General features: G+C 71.6%; 18 protein-coding genes. 4 read left to right on the top strand and 14 right to left on the bottom strand.

What is annotated here, in order from left to right; translation table 11 throughout:
* Positions 1–48: 48 nt before the first annotated feature.
* Complete coding sequence (gene leuA / locus A3Q37_RS18000; RefSeq protein WP_065485655.1) at positions 49–1,854, bottom strand: 2-isopropylmalate synthase; 1,806 nt, start codon at positions 1,852–1,854, stop codon at positions 49–51.
* 290 nt (positions 1,855–2,144) lie between these two features.
* On the opposite strand from leuA, the gene A3Q37_RS17995 reads away from it, so the two are divergent.
* Together A3Q37_RS17995 and A3Q37_RS17990 are read left to right on the top strand one after the other, a co-directional pair.
* Entirely contained in the window at positions 2,145–3,221 is a 1,077-nt protein-coding gene (locus A3Q37_RS17995; protein ID WP_065485653.1) for a M4 family metallopeptidase, read from the top strand.
* A gap of 101 nt (positions 3,222–3,322) precedes the next feature.
* Entirely contained in the window at positions 3,323–3,589 is a 267-nt protein-coding gene (locus tag A3Q37_RS17990; RefSeq protein ID WP_010070649.1) for a protealysin inhibitor emfourin, read from the top strand.
* A gap of 31 nt (positions 3,590–3,620) precedes the next feature.
* Here the strand turns inward: A3Q37_RS17990 and era are convergent, their stop codons facing one another.
* The 3 genes from era to A3Q37_RS17975 form a co-directional block, all read right to left on the bottom strand.
* The gene (gene era / locus A3Q37_RS17985; RefSeq protein ID WP_175515969.1) at positions 3,621–4,595 is read right to left on the bottom strand and encodes a GTPase Era; all 975 of its coding nucleotides are present in this window, start codon (positions 4,593–4,595) and stop codon (positions 3,621–3,623) included.
* A gap of 85 nt (positions 4,596–4,680) precedes the next feature.
* Positions 4,681–5,034: a cytidine deaminase gene (locus A3Q37_RS17980; RefSeq protein WP_065485651.1), complete on the bottom strand. Its 354-nt coding sequence runs from the start codon at positions 5,032–5,034 to the stop codon at positions 4,681–4,683.
* Between the two features lie 83 nt (positions 5,035–5,117).
* Positions 5,118–6,011 (bottom strand): helix-turn-helix transcriptional regulator, encoded by an 894-nt coding sequence (locus A3Q37_RS17975; RefSeq protein ID WP_065485649.1) that lies wholly within the window; start codon positions 6,009–6,011, stop codon positions 5,118–5,120.
* A 101-nt stretch (positions 6,012–6,112) separates the two neighbouring features.
* Between A3Q37_RS17975 and A3Q37_RS17970 the strand changes: the two genes are divergently transcribed.
* Entirely contained in the window at positions 6,113–7,549 is a 1,437-nt protein-coding gene (locus A3Q37_RS17970) for an MFS transporter (protein ID WP_065485647.1), read from the top strand.
* 72 nt (positions 7,550–7,621) lie between these two features.
* On the opposite strand, the gene A3Q37_RS17965 is transcribed toward A3Q37_RS17970, so the two are convergent.
* From A3Q37_RS17965 to A3Q37_RS17945, 5 genes are all read right to left on the bottom strand, one after another.
* Entirely contained in the window at positions 7,622–7,975 is a 354-nt protein-coding gene (locus tag A3Q37_RS17965; protein ID WP_006124328.1) for an MmcQ/YjbR family DNA-binding protein, read from the bottom strand.
* Positions 7,972–9,270 (bottom strand): hemolysin family protein, encoded by a 1,299-nt coding sequence (locus tag A3Q37_RS17960; protein WP_065485645.1) that lies wholly within the window; start codon positions 9,268–9,270, stop codon positions 7,972–7,974. Before A3Q37_RS17960 ends, A3Q37_RS17965 begins: the two co-directional genes overlap by 4 nt.
* Positions 9,267–9,764 carry an rRNA maturation RNase YbeY gene (ybeY, locus tag A3Q37_RS17955; protein ID WP_003969265.1) on the bottom strand — a complete coding sequence of 166 codons (498 nt, stop codon included), beginning with the start codon at positions 9,762–9,764 and terminating at the stop codon, positions 9,267–9,269. Before ybeY ends, A3Q37_RS17960 begins: the two co-directional genes overlap by 4 nt.
* A 12-nt stretch (positions 9,765–9,776) precedes the next feature.
* The gene (locus A3Q37_RS17950) at positions 9,777–10,841 is read right to left on the bottom strand and encodes a PhoH family protein (RefSeq protein WP_079134095.1); all 1,065 of its coding nucleotides are present in this window, start codon (positions 10,839–10,841) and stop codon (positions 9,777–9,779) included.
* A 188-nt stretch (positions 10,842–11,029) separates the two neighbouring features.
* Positions 11,030–12,172, bottom strand: a complete 1,143-nt coding sequence (locus tag A3Q37_RS17945; protein WP_065485641.1) for a carbohydrate kinase family protein — start codon at positions 12,170–12,172, stop codon at positions 11,030–11,032.
* A 428-nt stretch (positions 12,173–12,600) separates the two neighbouring features.
* Here A3Q37_RS17945 and A3Q37_RS17940 point away from each other — a divergent pair, with 428 nt between their 5' ends.
* On the top strand, positions 12,601–13,956 hold the full coding sequence (locus tag A3Q37_RS17940) for an MFS transporter (RefSeq protein WP_065485638.1): 1,356 nt from the start codon (positions 12,601–12,603) through the stop codon (positions 13,954–13,956).
* Here the strand turns inward: A3Q37_RS17940 and A3Q37_RS17935 are convergent.
* From A3Q37_RS17935 to A3Q37_RS17915, 5 genes are all read right to left on the bottom strand, one after another.
* The gene (locus tag A3Q37_RS17935) at positions 13,920–14,912 is read right to left on the bottom strand and encodes an adenosine deaminase (RefSeq protein ID WP_065485637.1); all 993 of its coding nucleotides are present in this window, start codon (positions 14,910–14,912) and stop codon (positions 13,920–13,922) included. The two genes, A3Q37_RS17940 and A3Q37_RS17935, sit on opposite strands and share 37 nt — an antisense overlap.
* Positions 14,913–14,962: 50 nt before the next feature.
* A complete protein-coding gene (locus A3Q37_RS17930) occupies positions 14,963–15,874 on the bottom strand; it encodes a ribonuclease Z (RefSeq protein ID WP_065485632.1) in 912 nt (303 codons plus the stop codon).
* Between the two features lie 36 nt (positions 15,875–15,910).
* Complete coding sequence (locus tag A3Q37_RS17925) at positions 15,911–16,270, bottom strand: histidine triad nucleotide-binding protein (protein ID WP_065485631.1); 360 nt, start codon at positions 16,268–16,270, stop codon at positions 15,911–15,913.
* A 150-nt stretch (positions 16,271–16,420) separates the two neighbouring features.
* Positions 16,421–17,167 (bottom strand): 16S rRNA (uracil(1498)-N(3))-methyltransferase, encoded by a 747-nt coding sequence (locus A3Q37_RS17920; protein WP_065485629.1) that lies wholly within the window; start codon positions 17,165–17,167, stop codon positions 16,421–16,423.
* The gene (locus A3Q37_RS17915) at positions 17,164–18,237 is read right to left on the bottom strand and encodes a nitronate monooxygenase (RefSeq protein ID WP_065485627.1); all 1,074 of its coding nucleotides are present in this window, start codon (positions 18,235–18,237) and stop codon (positions 17,164–17,166) included. Before A3Q37_RS17915 ends, A3Q37_RS17920 begins: the two co-directional genes overlap by 4 nt.
* Between the last annotated feature and the right edge of the window lie 62 nt (positions 18,238–18,299).

Genomic DNA, 18,299 nt, shown 5'->3' with positions numbered 1-18,299 from the left:
CCGACCTCCCGGAGCGGGCGGTCGGGGTTCGGAACGGGCCGTTCGGCGTCAGCGGGCCGCGCGGTTGACGGCGGAGACGACCGCCTTCAGCGAGGCGCGGGTGGTGTTGGCGTCGATGCCGATGCCCCACAGGACCTTGCCGTCGATCGCGCACTCGATGTACGAGGCGGCCTGGGCGCTGGCTCCCTCGCTCATCGTGTGCTCGGTGTAGTCCAGCAGCCGGGCGTCGATACCGATGGCCTGCAACGCTTCGAAGAACGCGGAGATCGGGCCGTTGCCGGACCCGGTCAGGACGGTGTCGACGCCGTCCACGACCGCCTCGACGGTCAGGGTGTCGGTCCCGTCGGTGTCGGAGGTGGTCTGGCCGGAGCGCAGCTGGACGCGGCCCCAACGCGCCCCCGCGTTCTCCGCGTTCGGCAGGTACTCGTCCTGGAAGGTGGACCAGATCTGCGTCGGGGTGACCTCGCCGCCCTCGGCGTCGGTCTTGGCCTGAATGATCCGCGAGAACTCGATCTGCATCCGGCGCGGCAGGTCCAGCTTGTGGTCGTTCTTCAGGACGTACGCGATACCGCCCTTGCCGGACTGCGAGTTGACCCGGATGACGGCCTCGTAGGAGCGGCCGACGTCCTTCGGGTCGATCGGCAGGTACGGCACGGCCCACTCGATGTCGTCGACCGTCTTGCCCTGGGCGGCCGCGTCCTTCTCCATCGCGTCGAAGCCCTTCTTGATGGCGTCCTGGTGGGAGCCGGAGAAGGCGGTGTAGACCAGATCGCCCGCGTAGGGGTGGCGCGGGTGGATCTCCATCTGGTTGCAGTACTCGCTGGTGCGGCGGATCTCGTCGATCTGCGAGAAGTCGATCTGCGGGTCGACGCCCTGGGAGAACAGGTTCATGCCCAGGGTGACCAGGTCGACGTTGCCGGTGCGCTCGCCCTGGCCGAACAGGCAGCCCTCGATGCGGTCGGCGCCGGCCATGATGGCCAGCTCGGCGGCGGCGACGGCGGTGCCCCGGTCGTTGTGCGGGTGGACGGAGAGGCAGACGTGCTCGCGGCGGGTCAGGTTGCGGGACATCCACTCGAAGCGGTCCGCGTGGGTGGAGGGCGTGGAGCGCTCCACGGTGGCGGGCAGGTTGAGGATGATCTCGCGGCCCTCCTCCGGCTGCCATACGTCGCAGACGGCCTCGCAGACCTCCAGGGCGAAGTCCAGCTCGGTGTCGGTGAAGATCTCCGGGCTGTACTGGTAGCCGAAGATCGTCTCCGGACCCAGGATCTTCTCGGCGTACTCCATGACCAGCCGGGTGCCGTCCACCGCGATCTGCTTGACCTCCTCGCGCGAGCCGCGGAAGACGACGCGGCGGAAGGTCGGGGCGGTGGCGTTGTACAGGTGGACGGTGGCCCGGCGGGCGCCGACCAGCGACTCGACCGTGCGCTCGATCAGCTCCTCGCGGGCCTGCGTCAGGACGGAGATCGTCACGTCCTCGGGGATCGCGCCCTCTTCGATGATGGAGCGGACGAACGCGAAGTCGGTCTCGCCGGAGGACGGGAAGCCGACCTCGATCTCCTTGTAACCCATCTTGACCAGCAGGTCGAACATCTCGCGCTTGCGGGCCGGGGACATCGGGTCGATCAGGGCCTGGTTGCCGTCGCGCAGATCGGTGGACAGCCAGCGGGGCGCCACGGTGATGCGGTTGTCGGGCCAGGTGCGGTCGGGGATGTCGACGGCCTCGTAGCGGCCGTACTTGTGGACCGGCATCCCGGAGGGTTTTTGCAGCTGCGTCGCGTTGGTGATCGGGGTGGGGCGGCCGACAGAATTACCGGAGGGGTTCACGGTGTTACCGGCGGGATTCACGGTGGTCATGGCGTAGGGCTCCTCGGTCCAGCGGGTGTCGGCCGACTGTGTCGCTGCAACACCAGACTCCGCGGGGAGGGGGTCGGCCTACGACTACAGGCCCTCGCCGCGGCAGCTAAGAAGAAGCAGCCCGAAACGCATGATGCGACGAGCGTAACCGAGTGTGGCCCGTGGTGTCGGTCCGTATCAGTATGCGGGACCGGACATCGATGACGGGTAAACAGTGACTCATCACTCCATTTCGTCAATCGTCGTCGCAACCAGTGACAGCACGGTGACGGAGTGCCACAGTCTTCTGTATGCACCTTCGAAACGACGGCGAGCTCAACCCCGTCTTCTGCACCATCGTTCCGCCCCACGTCCTCGATCACCTCTCCCGGTCCGCCGACGCCCGGCTCGCGGACCCGGCCCGTCGCACCCTGGCGGCCGACGCCCTGCGCCGTGACCACCGCCGGATCACCGCGCTCGCCGCGACACCGACCCGGCACACCGCCGGCGCGGTCCCCAGCAAGCCGCGGCGCATCCTGTACGACTGCGAAACGGGCACCACCCTGCCCGGCGTCAAGGTCCGCGAGGAGGGCGACAAGCCCACCTCCGACGCCAGCGTCAACCGCGCGTACGCCGGGCTCGGCGCCACTTTCGAGCTGCTGCTCTCGGCGTACGGGCGCAGCTCGATCGACGGCAAGGGCCTCCCGCTGATCGGCTCCGTGCACTACGGCCAGGAGTACAACAACGCGTTCTTCGACGGCGAGCAGATGGTCTTCGGGGACGGCGACGGCGAGATCTTCCTCGACTTCACCGTCGCGGTCGACGTGATCGCCCACGAACTGGCCCACGGCCTCACCCAGTACACCGCCAACCTGCGGTACGAGGGCCAGTCGGGCGCGCTCAACGAGTCCGTGTCCGACGTCATCGGCTCGCTGGTCAAGCAGTACTCGCTGGGCCAGAGCGCCGAGCAGGCCGACTGGCTGATCGGCGCCGGGCTGCTGGCGCCCCGGGTCAGCGGGGACGCCCTGCGTTCGATGAAGGCCCCGGGCACGGCGTACGACGACGACGTCCTCGGCAAGGACCCGCAGCCGGGCTCCATGGACGACTACATCGAGACGGAGGAGGACAACGGCGGCGTCCACCTCAACTCCGGCATCCCCAACCGCGCGTTCTACCTCCTGGCCACCGCGCTGGGCGGGAATTCCTGGGAGCGCGCCGGGCAGATCTGGTTCGACGTGCTGACCGGCGGCGAGCTGACGGCGAACGCGGACTTCGCGGAGTTCGCCCGGCTGACGGTCGCGGCGGCGGGCGCCCGCTTCGGCGAGGCGGACGAGCGGGAGGCGGTCCTCAAGGCCTGGTCGGAGGTGGGCGTCCCGACCCGGGCGTGACCCGGACCGCCGAGTGCCCGGCCGGGCGTGACCCGGGCCGTCGCATGCCCGACCGGCGGGCGGGGTTGAGCGCCCGTCCGGCCCCCGATAGACAGGACCCCATGCGCATTCAGGTCAGCCGGACCGGCGGCTTCGCCGGCATCGCCCGCCGCCATGAGGTCGACACGGAGGGCCGGGCGGACGCCGCCGAGTGGCGCTCCCTCGCCGAGGAGGCGCTCGGCGCGGCACGGGACACCCCGTCGGCCGGGGTGCCGGACGGCTTCCGGTACGCGATCACCGTCGACGGCCGCACCGTGTACTGCGCTGACCCCGATCTGACCGGGGCGCAGCGCACGCTGATCTCACGCGTCCTGAAGGAGGGCGCGTGAGATCGGCACCAGGGCCGGTGTCCAGGAAGGGCTAGAAGCCCAGCTTCCGCAGCTGCTTCGGATCGCGCTGCCAGTCCTTGGCGACCTTCACATGCAGGTCCAGGAAGACCGGCGTGCCGAGCAGCGCCTCGATGTGCTTGCGGGACTTGGTGCCGACGTCCTTCAGCCGCTTGCCCTTCGGGCCGATGATGATGCCCTTCTGGCTGGGGCGCTCGATGTAGACGTTGGCGTGGATGTCCAGCAGCGGCTTGTCCGCCGGGCGGTCGGTGCGCGGCAGCATCTCCTCGACGACGACCGCGATCGAGTGCGGCAGCTCGTCGCGTACGCCTTCCAGCGCGGCCTCGCGGATCAGCTCCGCGACCATGACCATCTCCGGCTCGTCGGTGAGGTCGCCCTCCGGGTAGAGCGGTGGGCTCTCGGGGAGCAGCGGGGCGATGAGGTCGGCGAGCAGGTCCACCTGCTTGTCCCCCACCGCCGAGACCGGCACGATCTCGGCCCACTCGAAGCCCAGCTCCTCCGCGAGCGCGGAGACGGCGAGGAGCTGTTCGGCGAGCGCCTTGGACTCGACCAGGTCGGTCTTGGTGATGATGGCGATCTTGGGGGTCTTCTTGATCCCCGCGAGCTCCTTGACGATGTACTTGTCGCCGGGGCCGAGCTTCTGGTCGGCGGGCAGGCAGAAGCCGATGACGTCGACCTCGGCCCAGGTGGTCCGCACGACGTCGTTGAGCCGCTCGCCCAGCAGCGTGCGCGGCTTGTGGAGGCCGGGGGTGTCGACCAGGATCAGCTGCGCGTCGTCTCGGTGGACGATGCCGCGCACCGTGTGCCGGGTGGTCTGGGGGCGGTTGGAGGTGATCGCCACCTTCTGACCGACGAGAGCGTTCGTGAGGGTGGACTTGCCCGCGTTGGGGCGGCCCACGAAGCAGGCGAAGCCGGCCCGGTGGGGGGAGGTGGTCTCCGCTTGCTGGGCAGCGGATTCTTGGTTCGGTCGAGCGCTCATGGCGACCATTCTCCCCGATCCCGGCGGCGCTCTCGTACAGCGGTACGCCGGGACGCGCCGGAGCGCCGGGGACAACGGCCGCCGGAGCGGTCGTTCAGCCCGCCGTGACGCGTACGCGCAGGGTGCCGTCCGGGCCCGCGAGGAACACCGGGGTGTCCGGTCCGCCCAGGTCGCGCACCGCGGCCCGGTCGTCGTCGGAGGGGGCCTCGGCGGCGGAGACGACGGCCGCCGCCTCCAGCGAGGTGGCGCCGCTGGCCACGGCCATGGCGACGGCGGTCTGGAGCGCGCTGAGCTTCAGCGACTCCAGTGCCACCGTGCCCGCGACATACGTACGTCCCGTCTCGTCGCGTACGGCCGCGCCCTCGGGCACCCCGTTGCGGGCGCGGGCGCTGCGCGCCAGGGTGACGATCTTGCGGTCCTCGGCGTCGAGGTCGGTGGTGTCGGTCATGGCACGAGCATACGAAGCGGGCGGCGGGCCGGCCGAGCGGGTCACCCCGGCGCCGGTCGCCCCGGGGGGTGTCGCGTCCCCGCTCACCCCGGCACCGGATACATCGAGCCGCGCCGGCCCTCGGGCGAGGCGAGCCACTGGAGCCTGGCCTCGCAGCCGGTGTCGGGCAGCGGGGTGTGCAGCACGATCGCCAGGTCCGGCCGGGCGGGGACCCGCAGTTGGGTGGCCTCCAGGCTGAGGCGGCCGACGAGCGGGTGCTCGACCTCCTTGCGGTTCTGCCCGGCGGGGGCGATGTCGTGCCGCTCCCACAGCTCGGCGAAGAGCGGGCTGACCGCCCTGGCCTCCTCGACGACCGCCCGGAACCCGTCGTCCTCCGGGCAGTCCGAGCAGGCCGCCCGGAACTGGGCCACCACCTGCGGGGCGAGCGCGTCCCAGCTCGCCCCGGTGCGGGAGCGGTAGACGGGGTCGGTGAAGAAGGCGATCAGGCAGTTCTGCCGGATGTCCGGGCGCATGCCGAGGACCGCGGCGGCCGCGTCGTTGTAGAGGACGGTGTTCCAGTACCGGTCCATGATGTGGGCCGGGTACGGCATCCAGGCGTCGATGAGCCGGGTCAGCCCCTCGCACATGTCGGCGTGCGCCGGATCGACCTCGGGCGGGGGCGCGTTCAGCCCGGCCAGGACGTAGAGGTGGCGGCGCTCGGCGCTGCTCAGGCGCAGGACGCGGGCGACGGAGTCCAGCACCTGCGGGGAGACGGTGATGTCGCGGCCCTGCTCCAGCCACTGGTACCAGGAGACGCCCACCCCGGCGAGGACGGCGACCTCCTCGCGGCGCAGGCCCGGGGTGCGGCGGCGGGCGCCGCCCGGCAGGCCCGCCTCGTCCGGGGTGACGCGGGCCCGGCGGCTGCGGAGGAACTCGCGTAGTTCGGCCAGGCGGTGCGCTTTCGTGTCGTCCGTCGCCTGCTGGGCCGGTGTGGCCACGTACTCCCCCTGGTGTCCGTGTGTGCGCCTGCCTGGTGGTGCGGGCACCAGGATAAGTTCCCGCTCCCCACGGTTATTCCGGTCGCCGCAGGGTGGGACGCATGGCGATCGAAACCCCTCCCACCTCTGATTCCGCTGCTTCCTCTGCTCCTTCTGCTTCCTCTGCTTCCGCTGTGGCTTCCGGGCCGCCCCGGCTGTCGGGCCGGGCCCGGCTGGTCCTCTTCGTGCTGTGCGCCGCCCAGTTCATGGTGGCCCTGGACTTCTCCGTACTGAACGTGGCGCTGCCGGTGCTCGGCAGGGACCTGGGGCTGAGCACCACGGGTCTCCAGTGGGCGGTGACCGCGTTCGCACTGCCGTCGGGGGGCTTCCTGCTGCTGTTCGGGAGGATCGCCGATCTGTACGGGCGGCGCAGGCTGTTCCTCGCCGGGCTCACCCTCTTCGGCGCCGCGTCCCTGCTGGCGACGCTGGCCTGGGACCCGGCCTCCTTCCTCGCCGGGCGGGCGCTCCAGGGGCTGGGCGCGGCGGTCATCGTGCCGACCGGGATGTCCCTGCTGACCACCACGTTCCCGGAGGGGCCGCTGCGTGACCGGGCGCTCGGGATCAGCGGGACGCTGCTGTCCCTCGGCTTCACGGTGGGGATGGTCGCGGGCGGCGTCCTGACCGACACGCTGGGCTGGCGCTCCACGATGGGTCTGCTGGCGGTGGCCTCGCTCGGGGTGCTGGCGGTGGCGCCGAGGGCGCTGGAGGAGTCGCGTACGGCGGACCGGCCGCGGCTGGACGTGCCGGGCGCGGTGAGCGTCACCGGCGGTCTGCTGGCACTGATCTACGCCCTGACCACGGCGGCGGAACGCGGCTTCGGCGGCGCGGATGTGATGGTGACGCTGGTCCTGGGGATCGTGCTGCTCGGCGCGTTCGTCGTCGTGGAGTCCCGTACGGCGGCCCCGCTGGTGTCGCTGCCGATGCTGCGGCGGCGGACGGTGGCGTTCGGCAACCTGGGCGGTCTGGTGACCTTCTCGATGATGAGCACGGTCGTCTTCGTCCTGACCCTGTACCTCCAGGAGGTCCTGGACCTCTCCCCCTTCGCCACCGGGCTGGTCTTCGGGGTCCAGGGGCTGCTGTCGGTGGTGGCGGGGATGTTCGCGCCTAGGGTGATCGGCCGGATCGGCGCCCGCCGGACGCTGGCCCTGTCCCTGCTCGGCCAGGGGCTGTTCATCGGCGTACTGCTCGGCCTGGGCGCGGAGTCGGGGGTGTGGCTGGCGACGGTCGCGGTGTCGCTGGCGAGCATGTGCCATCTGGGCGCGATCATCGCGTACGGGCTGACCGTGACGTCCGGCGTCCCGAACGAGGAGCAGGGCCTCGCGACCGGTCTGGTCACGACGACCCAGCAGGTGGGCCTGACGGTCGGCATCCCGCTGCTGGGGGTGCTGGCGACCACGCAGGACTCGCTGTTCGACGGCGTACGGACGGTGGTGGCGGTCGCCGCGGCGATCCTGCTGGCGGCGGGCGCGGCGGTGGCGGCGGGGCTGCGCCGGGGCTGATGTCCCTGGCGGTACGCCGACGGGCCCGCTCCCCACGGGGGAGGAGCGGGCCCGTCCTCGTACGTCTGCCCCCTACGGCCGGTCCAGGCGGAGTCGTTCCGCTTTGGGGAGTCCGGCGACCACCAGGTCGTAGGAGTCCTCGATCATCTCGCGCAGCAGCCGGTCCGGGACGCCGGAGACGGTGACCGTGTTCCAGTGCCGCTTGCTCATGTGCCAGCCGGGCACGATCGCGGTGTGCGTCTCGCGGAGCCGGATCGCCTCGTCGGGGTCGCACTTGAGGTTGACCGTGAGCGGGCGGGCGTCCAGCGCGGTGAGGGCGAACATCTTGCCGAGCACCTTGAAGACCGAGGTCTCCGGGCCGAACGGGAACTCCTCCACGCTCGCGTTGAACTCCAGACAGAAGGCCCTCAGCCGCTCCGGCGTCATTCCGCTTCCTTCTCCTCGGGTTCCTGGTGCTCGGGCTCCACGAGCACCGTGACGATCTTGTTCCGGCGGCCCGCCGGGGACTCCGCGGTGAGCCGGAGCCGGCGCCGGTCCGGCAGTTCGACGACGGCGGAGGCACCGGCGATCGGGACCCGGCCGAGCGCCTTGGCGAGCAGTCCGCCGACGGTCTCCACGTCCTCGTCGTCGTACTCGTCGAGCCCGAAGAGGTCGCCGAGGTCCCCGATGTCGAGGCGGGCGGTGACCCGGTAGCAGCCGTTCTCCAGCTCCTGGACGGGCGGCAGCTCCCGGTCGTACTCGTCGGTGATCTCGCCGACGATCTCCTCCAGGATGTCCTCGATGGTGACGATGCCCGCGGTGCCGCCGTACTCGTCGATGACGACGGCGACATGGCTGCGGTCCTGCTGCATCTCACGCAGCAGGTCCCCGGCGTTCTTGGTGTCGGGGACGAAGGCGGCGGGGCGCATCGCGGTGGAGACGGGGTCGGCCTCGGACTCGCGGTTGATGTGCGTCTTGCGGACGAGGTCCTTCAGATAGACGATCCCGACGACGTCGTCCTCGTTCTCGCCGGTGACCGGTATCCGGGAGAAGCCGGAGCGCAGGGCGAGGGTGAGGGCCTGGCGGATCGTCTTGTAGCGCTCGATGGAGACGAGGTCGGTGCGCGGCACCATGACCTCGCGGACCAGGGTGTCGCCCAGCTCGAAGACGGAGTGCACCATGCGGCGCTCGTCGTCCTCGATCAGCGACTCCGCCTCGGCGAGGTCGACCATCGCGCGCAGCTCGGCCTCACTGGCGAACGGGCCCTTGCGGAACCCCTTGCCGGGGGTGAGCGCGTTGCCGACGAGGATCAGCAGCTGCGGGATCGGGCCCATGATCCTGGCCAGCGGCAGCAGGACGTACGCCGAGGCCGTGGCCGTGTTCAGCGGGTGCTGGCGGCCGATGGTGCGCGGGGAGACGCCGATGGCGACGTAGGAGACGAGGACCATCACGCCCATGGCGACGGCCAGCGCCTCCCAGGTCTCGGGGAACTCCTGGAGGCAGACGTACGTGACGAGGACCCCGGCCGACATCTCGCAGGCGACCCGCACCAGCAGGGCGACGTTGAGATAGCGGGTCGGATCGGCGGCGATCTGCGCGAGCTTCGCACTGCCGCGCCGCCCGGACCGGACGGCTTCGTCCGCCCGGAAACTCGACGTACGGGCGATGCCCGCCTCGGCGCAGGCGGCCAGCCAGCCGACCATGACCAGCAGGACGGCGCCGACGATCAGCGGGGTGCTCACGAGACGGTGGGGGCGGGGGACGCGCCGGTGAGCCCGTGCTCCCCGCGCCAGCCGTCCACGATGGCGGCCTGAAGGCCGAACATCTCGGCCTTCTCGTCCGGCTCCTCGTGGTCGTACCCCAGCAGATGCAGCACCCCGTGGACGGTCAGGAGCTGGAGCTCCTCGTCCATGGAGTGCTGCGTCGGGGCCTCTTCGCCCTGCTTCTTCGCGACCTCCGGGCAGAGCACGATGTCACCGAGGAGCCCCTGCGGGGGCTCCTCGTCGTCCTTCGCCGGCGGCCGCAGCTCGTCCATCGGGAAGGACATGACATCGGTCGGACCGGGAAGGTCCATCCACTGGATGTGCAGCTGCTCCATGGCGTCGGTGTCCACCACGATCACCGAGAGCTCGGACAGCGGGTGGATCCGCATCCGGGCCAGTGCGTAGCGGGCGATGTCGAGGATCGCCTGCTCGTCGACCTCGGTTCCGGACTCGTTGTTGACGTCGATCGACATGGTGCGCTGCGGCTACTTCCCTTTTCGGCGGTCGCGCCGGCCGTCCTGGCGGCCTTCCGCCCGACCGTCCTGCTGACCGTTTCGGCTGTCGTACTTCTCGTACGCGTCGACGATACGGCCGACGAGCTTGTGCCGGACGACATCCTGCGAGGTGAGGCGGGAGAAGTGCACGTCCTCCACACCCTCCAGGATCTCCTGCACCTGCCGCAGCCCGCTCTTGGTGCCGCTCGGCAGGTCGACCTGAGTGATGTCACCGGTGATGACGATCTTGGAGTCGAAGCCGAGGCGGGTGAGGAACATCTTCATCTGCTCGGCGCTGGTGTTCTGCGCCTCGTCCAGGATGATGAAGGCGTCGTTCAGCGTGCGACCACGCATGTACGCCAGCGGTGCGACCTCGATCGTGCCCGCCGCCATCAGCCGCGGGATCGAGTCGGGGTCGAGCATGTCGTGCAGCGCGTCGTAGAGCGGACGCAGATACGGGTCGATCTTGTCGAACAGGGTGCCCGGCAGGAAGCCGAGCCGCTCCCCCGCCTCGACCGCGGGGCGGGTCAGGATGATCCGGCTGACCTGCTTGGACTGGAGCGCCTGGACCGCCTTGGCCATGGCGAGGTAGGTCTTACCCGTACCGGCGGGGCCGATGCCGAACACGATCGTGTGCTCGTCGATCGCGTCCACGTACCGCTTCTGGTTGAGCGTCTTGGGGCGGATGGTGCGGCCGCGGTTGGAGAGGATGTTCTGCGTGAGCACCTCGGCGGGCGTCTCGCCCTGGGGGTCTCCCTGTCCGTTGCCGGCCGCCCTGAGCATGGCGATCGACCGTTCCACTGCGTCCTCCGTCATCGGCGCTCCGGTGCGGAGCACGAGCATCATCTCGTCGAACAGGCGTTGGATGAGAGCGACGTCGGCGGCCTCGCCCGTGGCACTGATCTCGTTGCCCCGGACATGGATGTCGGCCGCCGGGAAAGCCTCTTCGATCACGCGCAACAGCGAGTCGCCCGATCCGAGGAGCATCACCATGGGGTGTGCGGCCGGGATCCTGATCTGGGCACGCGCCTGCGGCTGTGTGGGTGACTGAGTCATGGGCCGGCCCTATGGCCTGCGCATACCTCCCGTTGCAGGGTTCTCGCTGCTCGACAACCTCTGGGTTACCAAGCCTACGACCTGGCAGTGACAACACCGAGGGGTTTTACCGGCCGTGTGTGCGACCCGGCCCGGCGCCCCGTGTGCGACCCGCCCGGCACCGCCGTGTGCGGTCGGCCGCCGCCCGCTCACTGGCGGAAGCCGATCGTGGGCACGGCGCGCCGCAGCGGCCAGGCGCGGGCCGTGGCGGGCAGCAGGTCGTCCAGGAAGGCGTAGCGCTCCAGGGCGGCCGGGTCCTGGCGGTCGCAGGTGCGGATCAGCTGCCACCAGGCGGCGATCTCGGCCCAGCCGGGGGCGGAGAGCGAGCCGCCGAACTCCTGGACCGAGAGCGCGGCGGTGAGCCCGGCGAAGGCGAGCCGGTCGGCGAGCGGCCAGTCGGCGAGGGTGCCGGTCACGAAACCGGCCACGAAGACATCCCCCGCACCGGTCGGGTCGAGCGCCTCCACCTCGATGGCGGGCACCGCAGCGGCTGCGCCCGTGCGCCCGTCCACGGCGTACGCGCCCTCCGCGCCCAGGGTGACCACGGCGAGCGGGACGCGTTCGGCGAGCGCGTGCGCGGCGGCGCGGGGGCAGTCGGTACGGGTGTAGCGCATCGCCTCCTCCGCGTTGGGCAGGAACGCCTCGCAGTGCGCCAGGTCGGGCAGGGCGTCCAGGTCCCAGCGGCCGGTCTCGTCCCAGCCGACGTCGCCGAAGATCAGCGCACCGTCGCGGGCCGCGGTGGCCACCCAGGGCTCGCTCCGGCCCGGGGTGAGCGAGGCGACGGCGGCGCGGGCGCGCGGGGGGCACTGCGGGAAGACCGGGGCGGAGGTTCCGGTGGAGGTTCCGGTTCCGGTGGCCGCCGTCGCGGTTCCGGTTCCGGCGGGGGCAGGGGCCTCGTGGCCGTGCGAGACCATCGTGCGCTCGCCCTCGTACGCCATGGAGACGGTGACCGGGGAGTGCCAGCCGGGGACGGTGTGCGACATCGACAGGTCGATGCCCTCGCCCTGCTCCAGGGCGTCCCAGCAGTACTCCCCGTAGTGGTCGTCCCCGAAGGCGGCGGCGAGGGAGGTGCGCAGGCCGAGGCGGGCGAGCGCGGTGGCCATGTTGGCGACGCCGCCGGGGCTGGAGCCCATCCCCCGGGCCCAGGACTCGGTGCCGCGCACGGGGGCGCTGTCGAGCCCCGTGAAGATGATGTCGAGGAAGACCGGGCCCGTCAGGAAGACGTCGCAGGCGGGGTCGCGCGGGGCGCGCAGCGCCTCCAGCGGGTCGATGCCCGGAGTGTCTGTGCTCACCGTGCGCTCCCGGGGTCGTGCGGCGGATCGCGGCGGGATCCGGACCGTGTGAGGTGCGGCCAGTCTGCCCGATCCGCGGAGGGGAACGCAGTGTCCGCGCCCATGTGTTCGCAGCACGCCTGACCTGCATAAACATGCGCTAATACCCGGGGTTCGACTGCATAAACGCATAAGTGACCCAGATCACATCAGGGCGACTTTCGGGGAGCCGGAGGCGCTTGATACAAATTGCCCCGCGAGCACCTTCGGGGACGTTGTCCGACGAGAGCCGCAATCTCCTGGCATATCGCCATACCTCCGCAGCACCCCCATGCCTTCCCGCAGTACCCCCTGCCTTACCTCCCCCTTGCCTTTTCGCGGTACCCCACGCCTTTCGCAGTACCCCCTCCTCTCCCCCCGCCTGCTCAGGCATGTCTTCAGGAACGCCCATGTCCTCGCGCCCTGGTGCCGCGTGGCCCCTGGTGGCCGTGTTCACCGCCGGTTACCTCGCCTCCTACCTGCTGCCCACCGTCGTCGGCCGGCTCAGCGCCCATCTCGGGCTGAGTCCCGCTCAGGCCGGACTGGTCGGCAGCGCCCTGCTCCTCAGCTCGGCCGGTGCCGGCTTCGCCCTGGCGGGCCAGGTCGAGCGGTTCGGGGCCCGTACCCCCGCCCGCGCCGGACTGGTGCTGGCCGCCGTCGGTTACGGCTGTGCCGCGCTCGCCGGGTCCGTACCGCTGGTGGTGCTCGGTGTGATGGTCGGCGGCTTCGGCTCGGGCACGGCGACGGCCGTCGCGGCGTCCGGGATCGCCGCCCGGCGCGACCCGCACCGGACGTCCTCGCTCGGCCTGCTCACCGTCTCCGCCACGGCGGGCGTCCTCTACCTGACGATCCCTCATCTCGGCGGCGGCCACCGGCTTCCGTTCGCCGCGATCGCCCTGGTCGCCCTGCTCGTCTGGCCCGCGACCGCCCGGCTCGACGGCGTACGGACGGCGGAGGAGACCGCCTCGCCGGTCACCGGCCGGCTGCCGCACCGCCGCTCCGGGCTCGTCCTGGCGGGCGGCATGCTCGTCTGGTCCATGGCGCAGAACGCGCTGTGGGGCGTGAGCAGCCGCATCGGCCTCGACCAGGCGGGGCTGTCCGAGGTCACCGTCGGCGCGGTGTTCGCCGCCGCGCTCGGTGCGGGGCTGCTCGGGGTGACGGGCGCCGGGCTGCTCGGCGCGCGGCTCGGCCGGGCGGTGCCGATCGGGCTCGGGACCGTGGTCATCGCGGCGAGCATCGTGCTCAGCTCGTCGGCCCGGGATCTCGGCTCGTTCGCGACCGGCGAGATCCTGTGGAACACCGTCTACCCGGTGGTCCTGTCCTACCTGATCGGTCTGGCCGCCTCCCTGGACGTACGCGGCCGCTGGGCGGTGCTGGCGGGCTCGGCCTCCTCGGTGGGGGTGGCCTGCGGGCCGCTGCTGGGGAGCGTGCTCTCCGAGGAGGCCGGTTATCCGGCGATGGGGCTGATCCTGGGGGCGGCCACCCTGCTGGTCGCCGCGCCGGTGACCGCCGTGGCGCTGCACACCGGTGGCCGTCCGCTGGTGCCCGGTTCGGTGCGGCGTCGCGGTGGCGCCCCGGCCGCTCTGCTCGCCGCCACCACCGGCGGCGGCCTGTCCGGCGCGGTACCGAAGCTCGGTTCGCCGGAGCAGGCCGTCACGGAACTCCGCGTACGGCGCAGGCGGCTGGTGCGCAGCGCGATCCGGACGGCCGGTCCGGACGGCGGTTCCGGTCAGTCGAACGCGTACGCCTCGACCTCGGACAGGTAGCGCGCCCGGCGCTCCTCGTCGTGGTCGAGGAAGGCCGCCTCGAAGGAGTTGCGGGCCAGGGTGCGCAGCTGCTCCGGGTCCAGGGCGAGCGCGTCCCGTACGGCGTCGAAGTTGTCTCCGGCGTATCCGCCGAAGTAGGCGGGGTCGTCGGAGTTGACGGTGCAGTGGAGTCCGGCGGCCAGCATCGCGGGCAGCGGGTGGTCGGCGAGCTTGTCGACCGTGCGCAGCCGTACGTTGGAGAGCGGGCAGAGCGTCAGCGGCACCCGGTCCGCGACCAGGCGCGCCACCAGCTCCGGGTCCTCCATGCAGCGCAGCCCGTGGTCGATGCGCTCGACACCGAGGATGTCCAGGGCCTCCCGGATGTACTCCGGCGGGCCCTCCTCCCCCGCGTGGGCCACCTTGCGCAGGCCGAGCGCGGTGGCCGCCTCGTACACCTCGCGGAACTTGGCGGGCGGGTGGCCGACCTCGGCGGAGTCCAGGCCGATGGCGCTGATCCGGTGGAGGTACGGCTTGGCGGCGTCGAGGGTGCCGAGGGCCGATTCGGCGGACAGGTCGCGCAGGAAGCACAGGATGAGCTGGGTGGAGACGCCGTGGGTCTCCTCGCTGCGCTCCAGGGCGCGGCCGAGCCCTTCGATGACCGTGCCGATGGGGACGCCCCGGGCGGTGTGGGCCTGCGGGTCGAAGAAGATCTCCGCGTGCCGGACGCCCTGGGCGGCGGCGCGGGCGAGGTAGGCGTCGGCGAGTTCGGCGAAGTCGTCCTCGGTGCGCAGGACGGCCATCAGCGCGTAGTAGAGGTCCAGGAAGGACTGGAGGTCGTCGAACTCGTAGGCGGCGCGCAGCTCGTCGGTGGTGGCGTACGGCAGGGTCACCCCGTTGCGTTCCGCGAGGGCGAAGGCCAGTTCGGGTTCGAGGGTGCCTTCGATGTGGAGGTGGAGTTCTGCTTTGGGGAGGTGCACGGTGTCTCGCAAACGGGGGGTGGGGATTTCCAGGGGTGGTGCTGGTGGGGTCAGTGGTGCCGGGTGGGTACCGGGACGCGGATCAGGTCCTGGGCGACGGTGAGTTCGCCGTCGAACCCGGCGGCGCGTGCCTGGGTCTCGAAGAGCTCCGGGTCGCTGTAGCGCTGGGAGAAGTGGGTCAGCACGAGGTGGCGGACGCCCGCCTCCTTCGCGACCCGGGCGGCCTGTCCGGCGGTCAGGTGGCCGTGGTCGACAGCGAGTTTCTCGTCCTCGTCGAGGAAGGTCGACTCGATGACGAGCATGTCGCAGCCATCGGCGAGCGCGTACACCCCGTCGCAGAGGCGGGTGTCCATGACGAACGCGAACCGCTGCCCGCGCCGGTGCTCCGAGACCTGCTCCAGGGTGACGCCGCCGAGGGAGCCCTCGCGCTGGAGGCGGCCCACGTCCGGTCCGGCGATGCCGTGCTCCTTGAGGAGGGCGGGCAGCATGCGGCGGGTGTCGGGCTCGGTGAGGCGGTAGCCGTACGACTCGACGGGGTGCGAGAGCTTCCTGCTGTCCAGGGTGTACGCGGGGGTGGCGGCGAGGATTCCGCCGTCCCCGGCGACCGGGACCTGGGCCAACTCGACGGTCTCGCGGTAGGCCGTGGCGTACCGCAGCCGGTCGAAGAAGTGCTGCCCGCTCGCCGGGTAGTGGGCGGTGATCGGGTGCGGCACCTGGTCCAGGTTGATGCGCTGGATCACCCCGGCGAGCCCGAGGGAGTGGTCGCCGTGGAAGTGGGTGACACAGAGCCGGTGGATGTCGTGCGCGGCGACCCCGGCCCGCAGCATCTGGCGCTGGGTGCCCTCACCGGGGTCGAAGAGGATGCCCTCGCCGTCCCAGCGCAGCAGATAGCCGTTGTGGTTGCGGTGCCGGGTGGGGACCTGGCTGGCGGTGCCGAGCACCACCAGCTCGCGTACGGACATGGGGAAACGCTCCTGCGCTGTGCTTTACGGGAAGGGTTATCCGGGGGGCCACTGGAGGCCGCGGCCGCCCAGGACGTGGGCGTGCGCGTGGAACACCGTCTGGCCGGCGCCGGAGCCGGTGTTGAAGATGACCCGGTAGCCGGTGGAGTCGATCTTCTCGTAGGCGGCGACCGCTCCGGCCTCGGTCAGCACGTCGGCGGCGATCTGCGGTTCGGCGGCGGCGAGGGAGGCGGCGTCCGGGTAGTGGACCTTGGGGATGACCAGGACGTGGGTCGGGGCCTGCGGATTGATGTCGCGGAAGGCGACAGTGGTCGCGCTCTCGCGGACGATGGTCGCCGGGATGTCCCCCGAGACGATCTTGCAGAACAGGCAGTCGGACTGCGGCTCTCCCGCCATGACGCCGGGCCTCCTCGCTCGCTGATGATCAGTACGGCTCATGCTAAGCCTTCGTGCCGGGCGGCCGGGCGGCGTTCGGCCCGGACCCGGCCTCCGTCCAGCCCCTGCACCCCGTACGACCCCGGCGTCCGGTACGACGCCGGGCCGTGGTCAGCCCCAGCGCCCCGTGCGCCCCAGCAGCAACGCCGTCGCCGCCGTGCCCGCCGTTGACGTACGCAGCACACTGCGGCCGAGCCGGTAGGGGCGGGCGCCCGCCTCGGCGAAGGTGGTCAGTTCCTGCGGGGAGACACCGCCCTCGGGGCCGACGACGAGCACGATCGAGCCCTCGGCCGGGAGGTCGGCGGTGGCGAGCGGAGTGCTGTCGTGGTCGCGGTCCTCATGCAGGACGCCCGCGAAGTCGGCTCCGGCGAGCAGGGCCGCGACCTGCTTGGTCGTCATGGCCTCGGCCACCTCGGGGAAGCGCACCCGACGGGACTGCTTGCCCGCCTCCCGGGCCGTACTGCGCCACTTCGCCAGGGCCTTCGCGCCCCGGTCGCCCTTCCACTGGGTGATGCAGCGGGCGGCCTGCCAGGGCACGATCGCGTCGACGCCGGTCTCGGTCATCGTCTCGACGGCCAGCTCGCCCCGGTCGCCCTTGGGGAGGGCCTGGACGACGGTGATCCGGGGGGTGGGCTCCGGTTCCTCCGCCACGCCTGCGTGGAAGGTGACCGTCAGCCGGTCCTTGCCCTCGGCGGCGCGGACCACGCCCTCCGTCCAGTGGCCGAGTCCGTCGGTGAGGACGACGTCCTCACCGGGCTGGAGCCGCTTGACGGAGACGGCGTGCCGTCCTTCGGGTCCTTCCAGGACGAACTCCGTTCCGGTGGGCATCCGTTCGACGACGAAGACCGGTGCGGTCACCGGGGGCTCCTCATGCTCAGGGCCGCCCGGGCGGCCTCCAGTTCGGCGGCGAGCAGTTCGATCAGCTCGCCCGCGGGCAGTTCGCGGGCCATCCGGTGGCCCTGTCCGGCCCACAGGGCCATGCCCTGGGCGTCCCCGGCCTTGGCGGCGGCCTGACGCAGCCCGCTGGTGACGTAGTGGACCTGGGGGTAGGCGGCGGGGGCGTACGGTCCGTGTTCGCGGATGAAGCGGTTGACCAGGCCGCGGGCGGGCCGCCCGGAGAAGGCACGGGTCAGTTCGGTGCGGACGAACAGGGGGTTGGTCAGGGCCTGCTTGTGCAGCAGGTGCGCGCCCGACTCGGGGCAGACCAGGAAGGCGGTGCCGAGCTGGGCGGCGTCCGCGCCCGCCGCGAGGACGGCGGCGATCTGGGAGCCGCGCATCAGGCCGCCGGCGGCGACGATCGGGACCTGGACGGTCTCGCGGACCTGGGCGAGGAGGGAGAGCAGTCCGGTGCCGGTCTGGTCGAGCTGCGGGTCGTCGCGGTGGGTGGACTGGTGGCCGCCCGCCTCGACGCCCTGGACGCAGACGGTGTCGGCGCCCGCCCACTGGGCGCTCTGGGCCTCCTCGGCGGAGGTGACCGTGACGATGGTGTGCGTCCCCGCGCGGGCGAAGGCGTCCAGGGTGTCGCGGGTGGGGCAGCCGAAGGTGAAGGAGACGACCGGCACCGGATCGTCCAGGAGGATCGCGACCTTCGCCTCGTAGCCGTCGTCGCCGCTGCTGTCCGGGTCGCCGAGCGGGGTCTCGTACCAGGCGGCCTCGCCGGCGAGCTGGTGGCGGTAGACGTCGACGGCGCTGGGGTCGGCGAGTGCGGGCTGCGGCATGAAGAGGTTGACGCCGAACGGGCCGGCGGTGAGCCGGCGGAGCTGTTTGATCTCGTTGTACATCCCGTCCGCCGTTTTGTACCCGGCGGCCAGGAATCCGAGCCCGCCGGCTTCGGCGACGGCCGCGGCGAGCTGGGGTCCGGACGCGCCGCCCGCCATGGGGGCCTGCACGATCGGATACCGGCAGAGATCGGTCAACTCGGAGGACATGAGCGCATCGTGCCACGTCCCGTGCACGGGGCCGAATCAGCCAGCCGACGGCCTGACCGGTT

This window comes from Streptomyces sp. PTY087I2 (genome assembly GCF_001687325.1).
Classification (GTDB): domain Bacteria; phylum Actinomycetota; class Actinomycetes; order Streptomycetales; family Streptomycetaceae; genus Streptomyces.
Note: the sequence above shows the minus strand (reverse complement) of the source record. Positions and strands in the feature narration are given on the sequence as shown.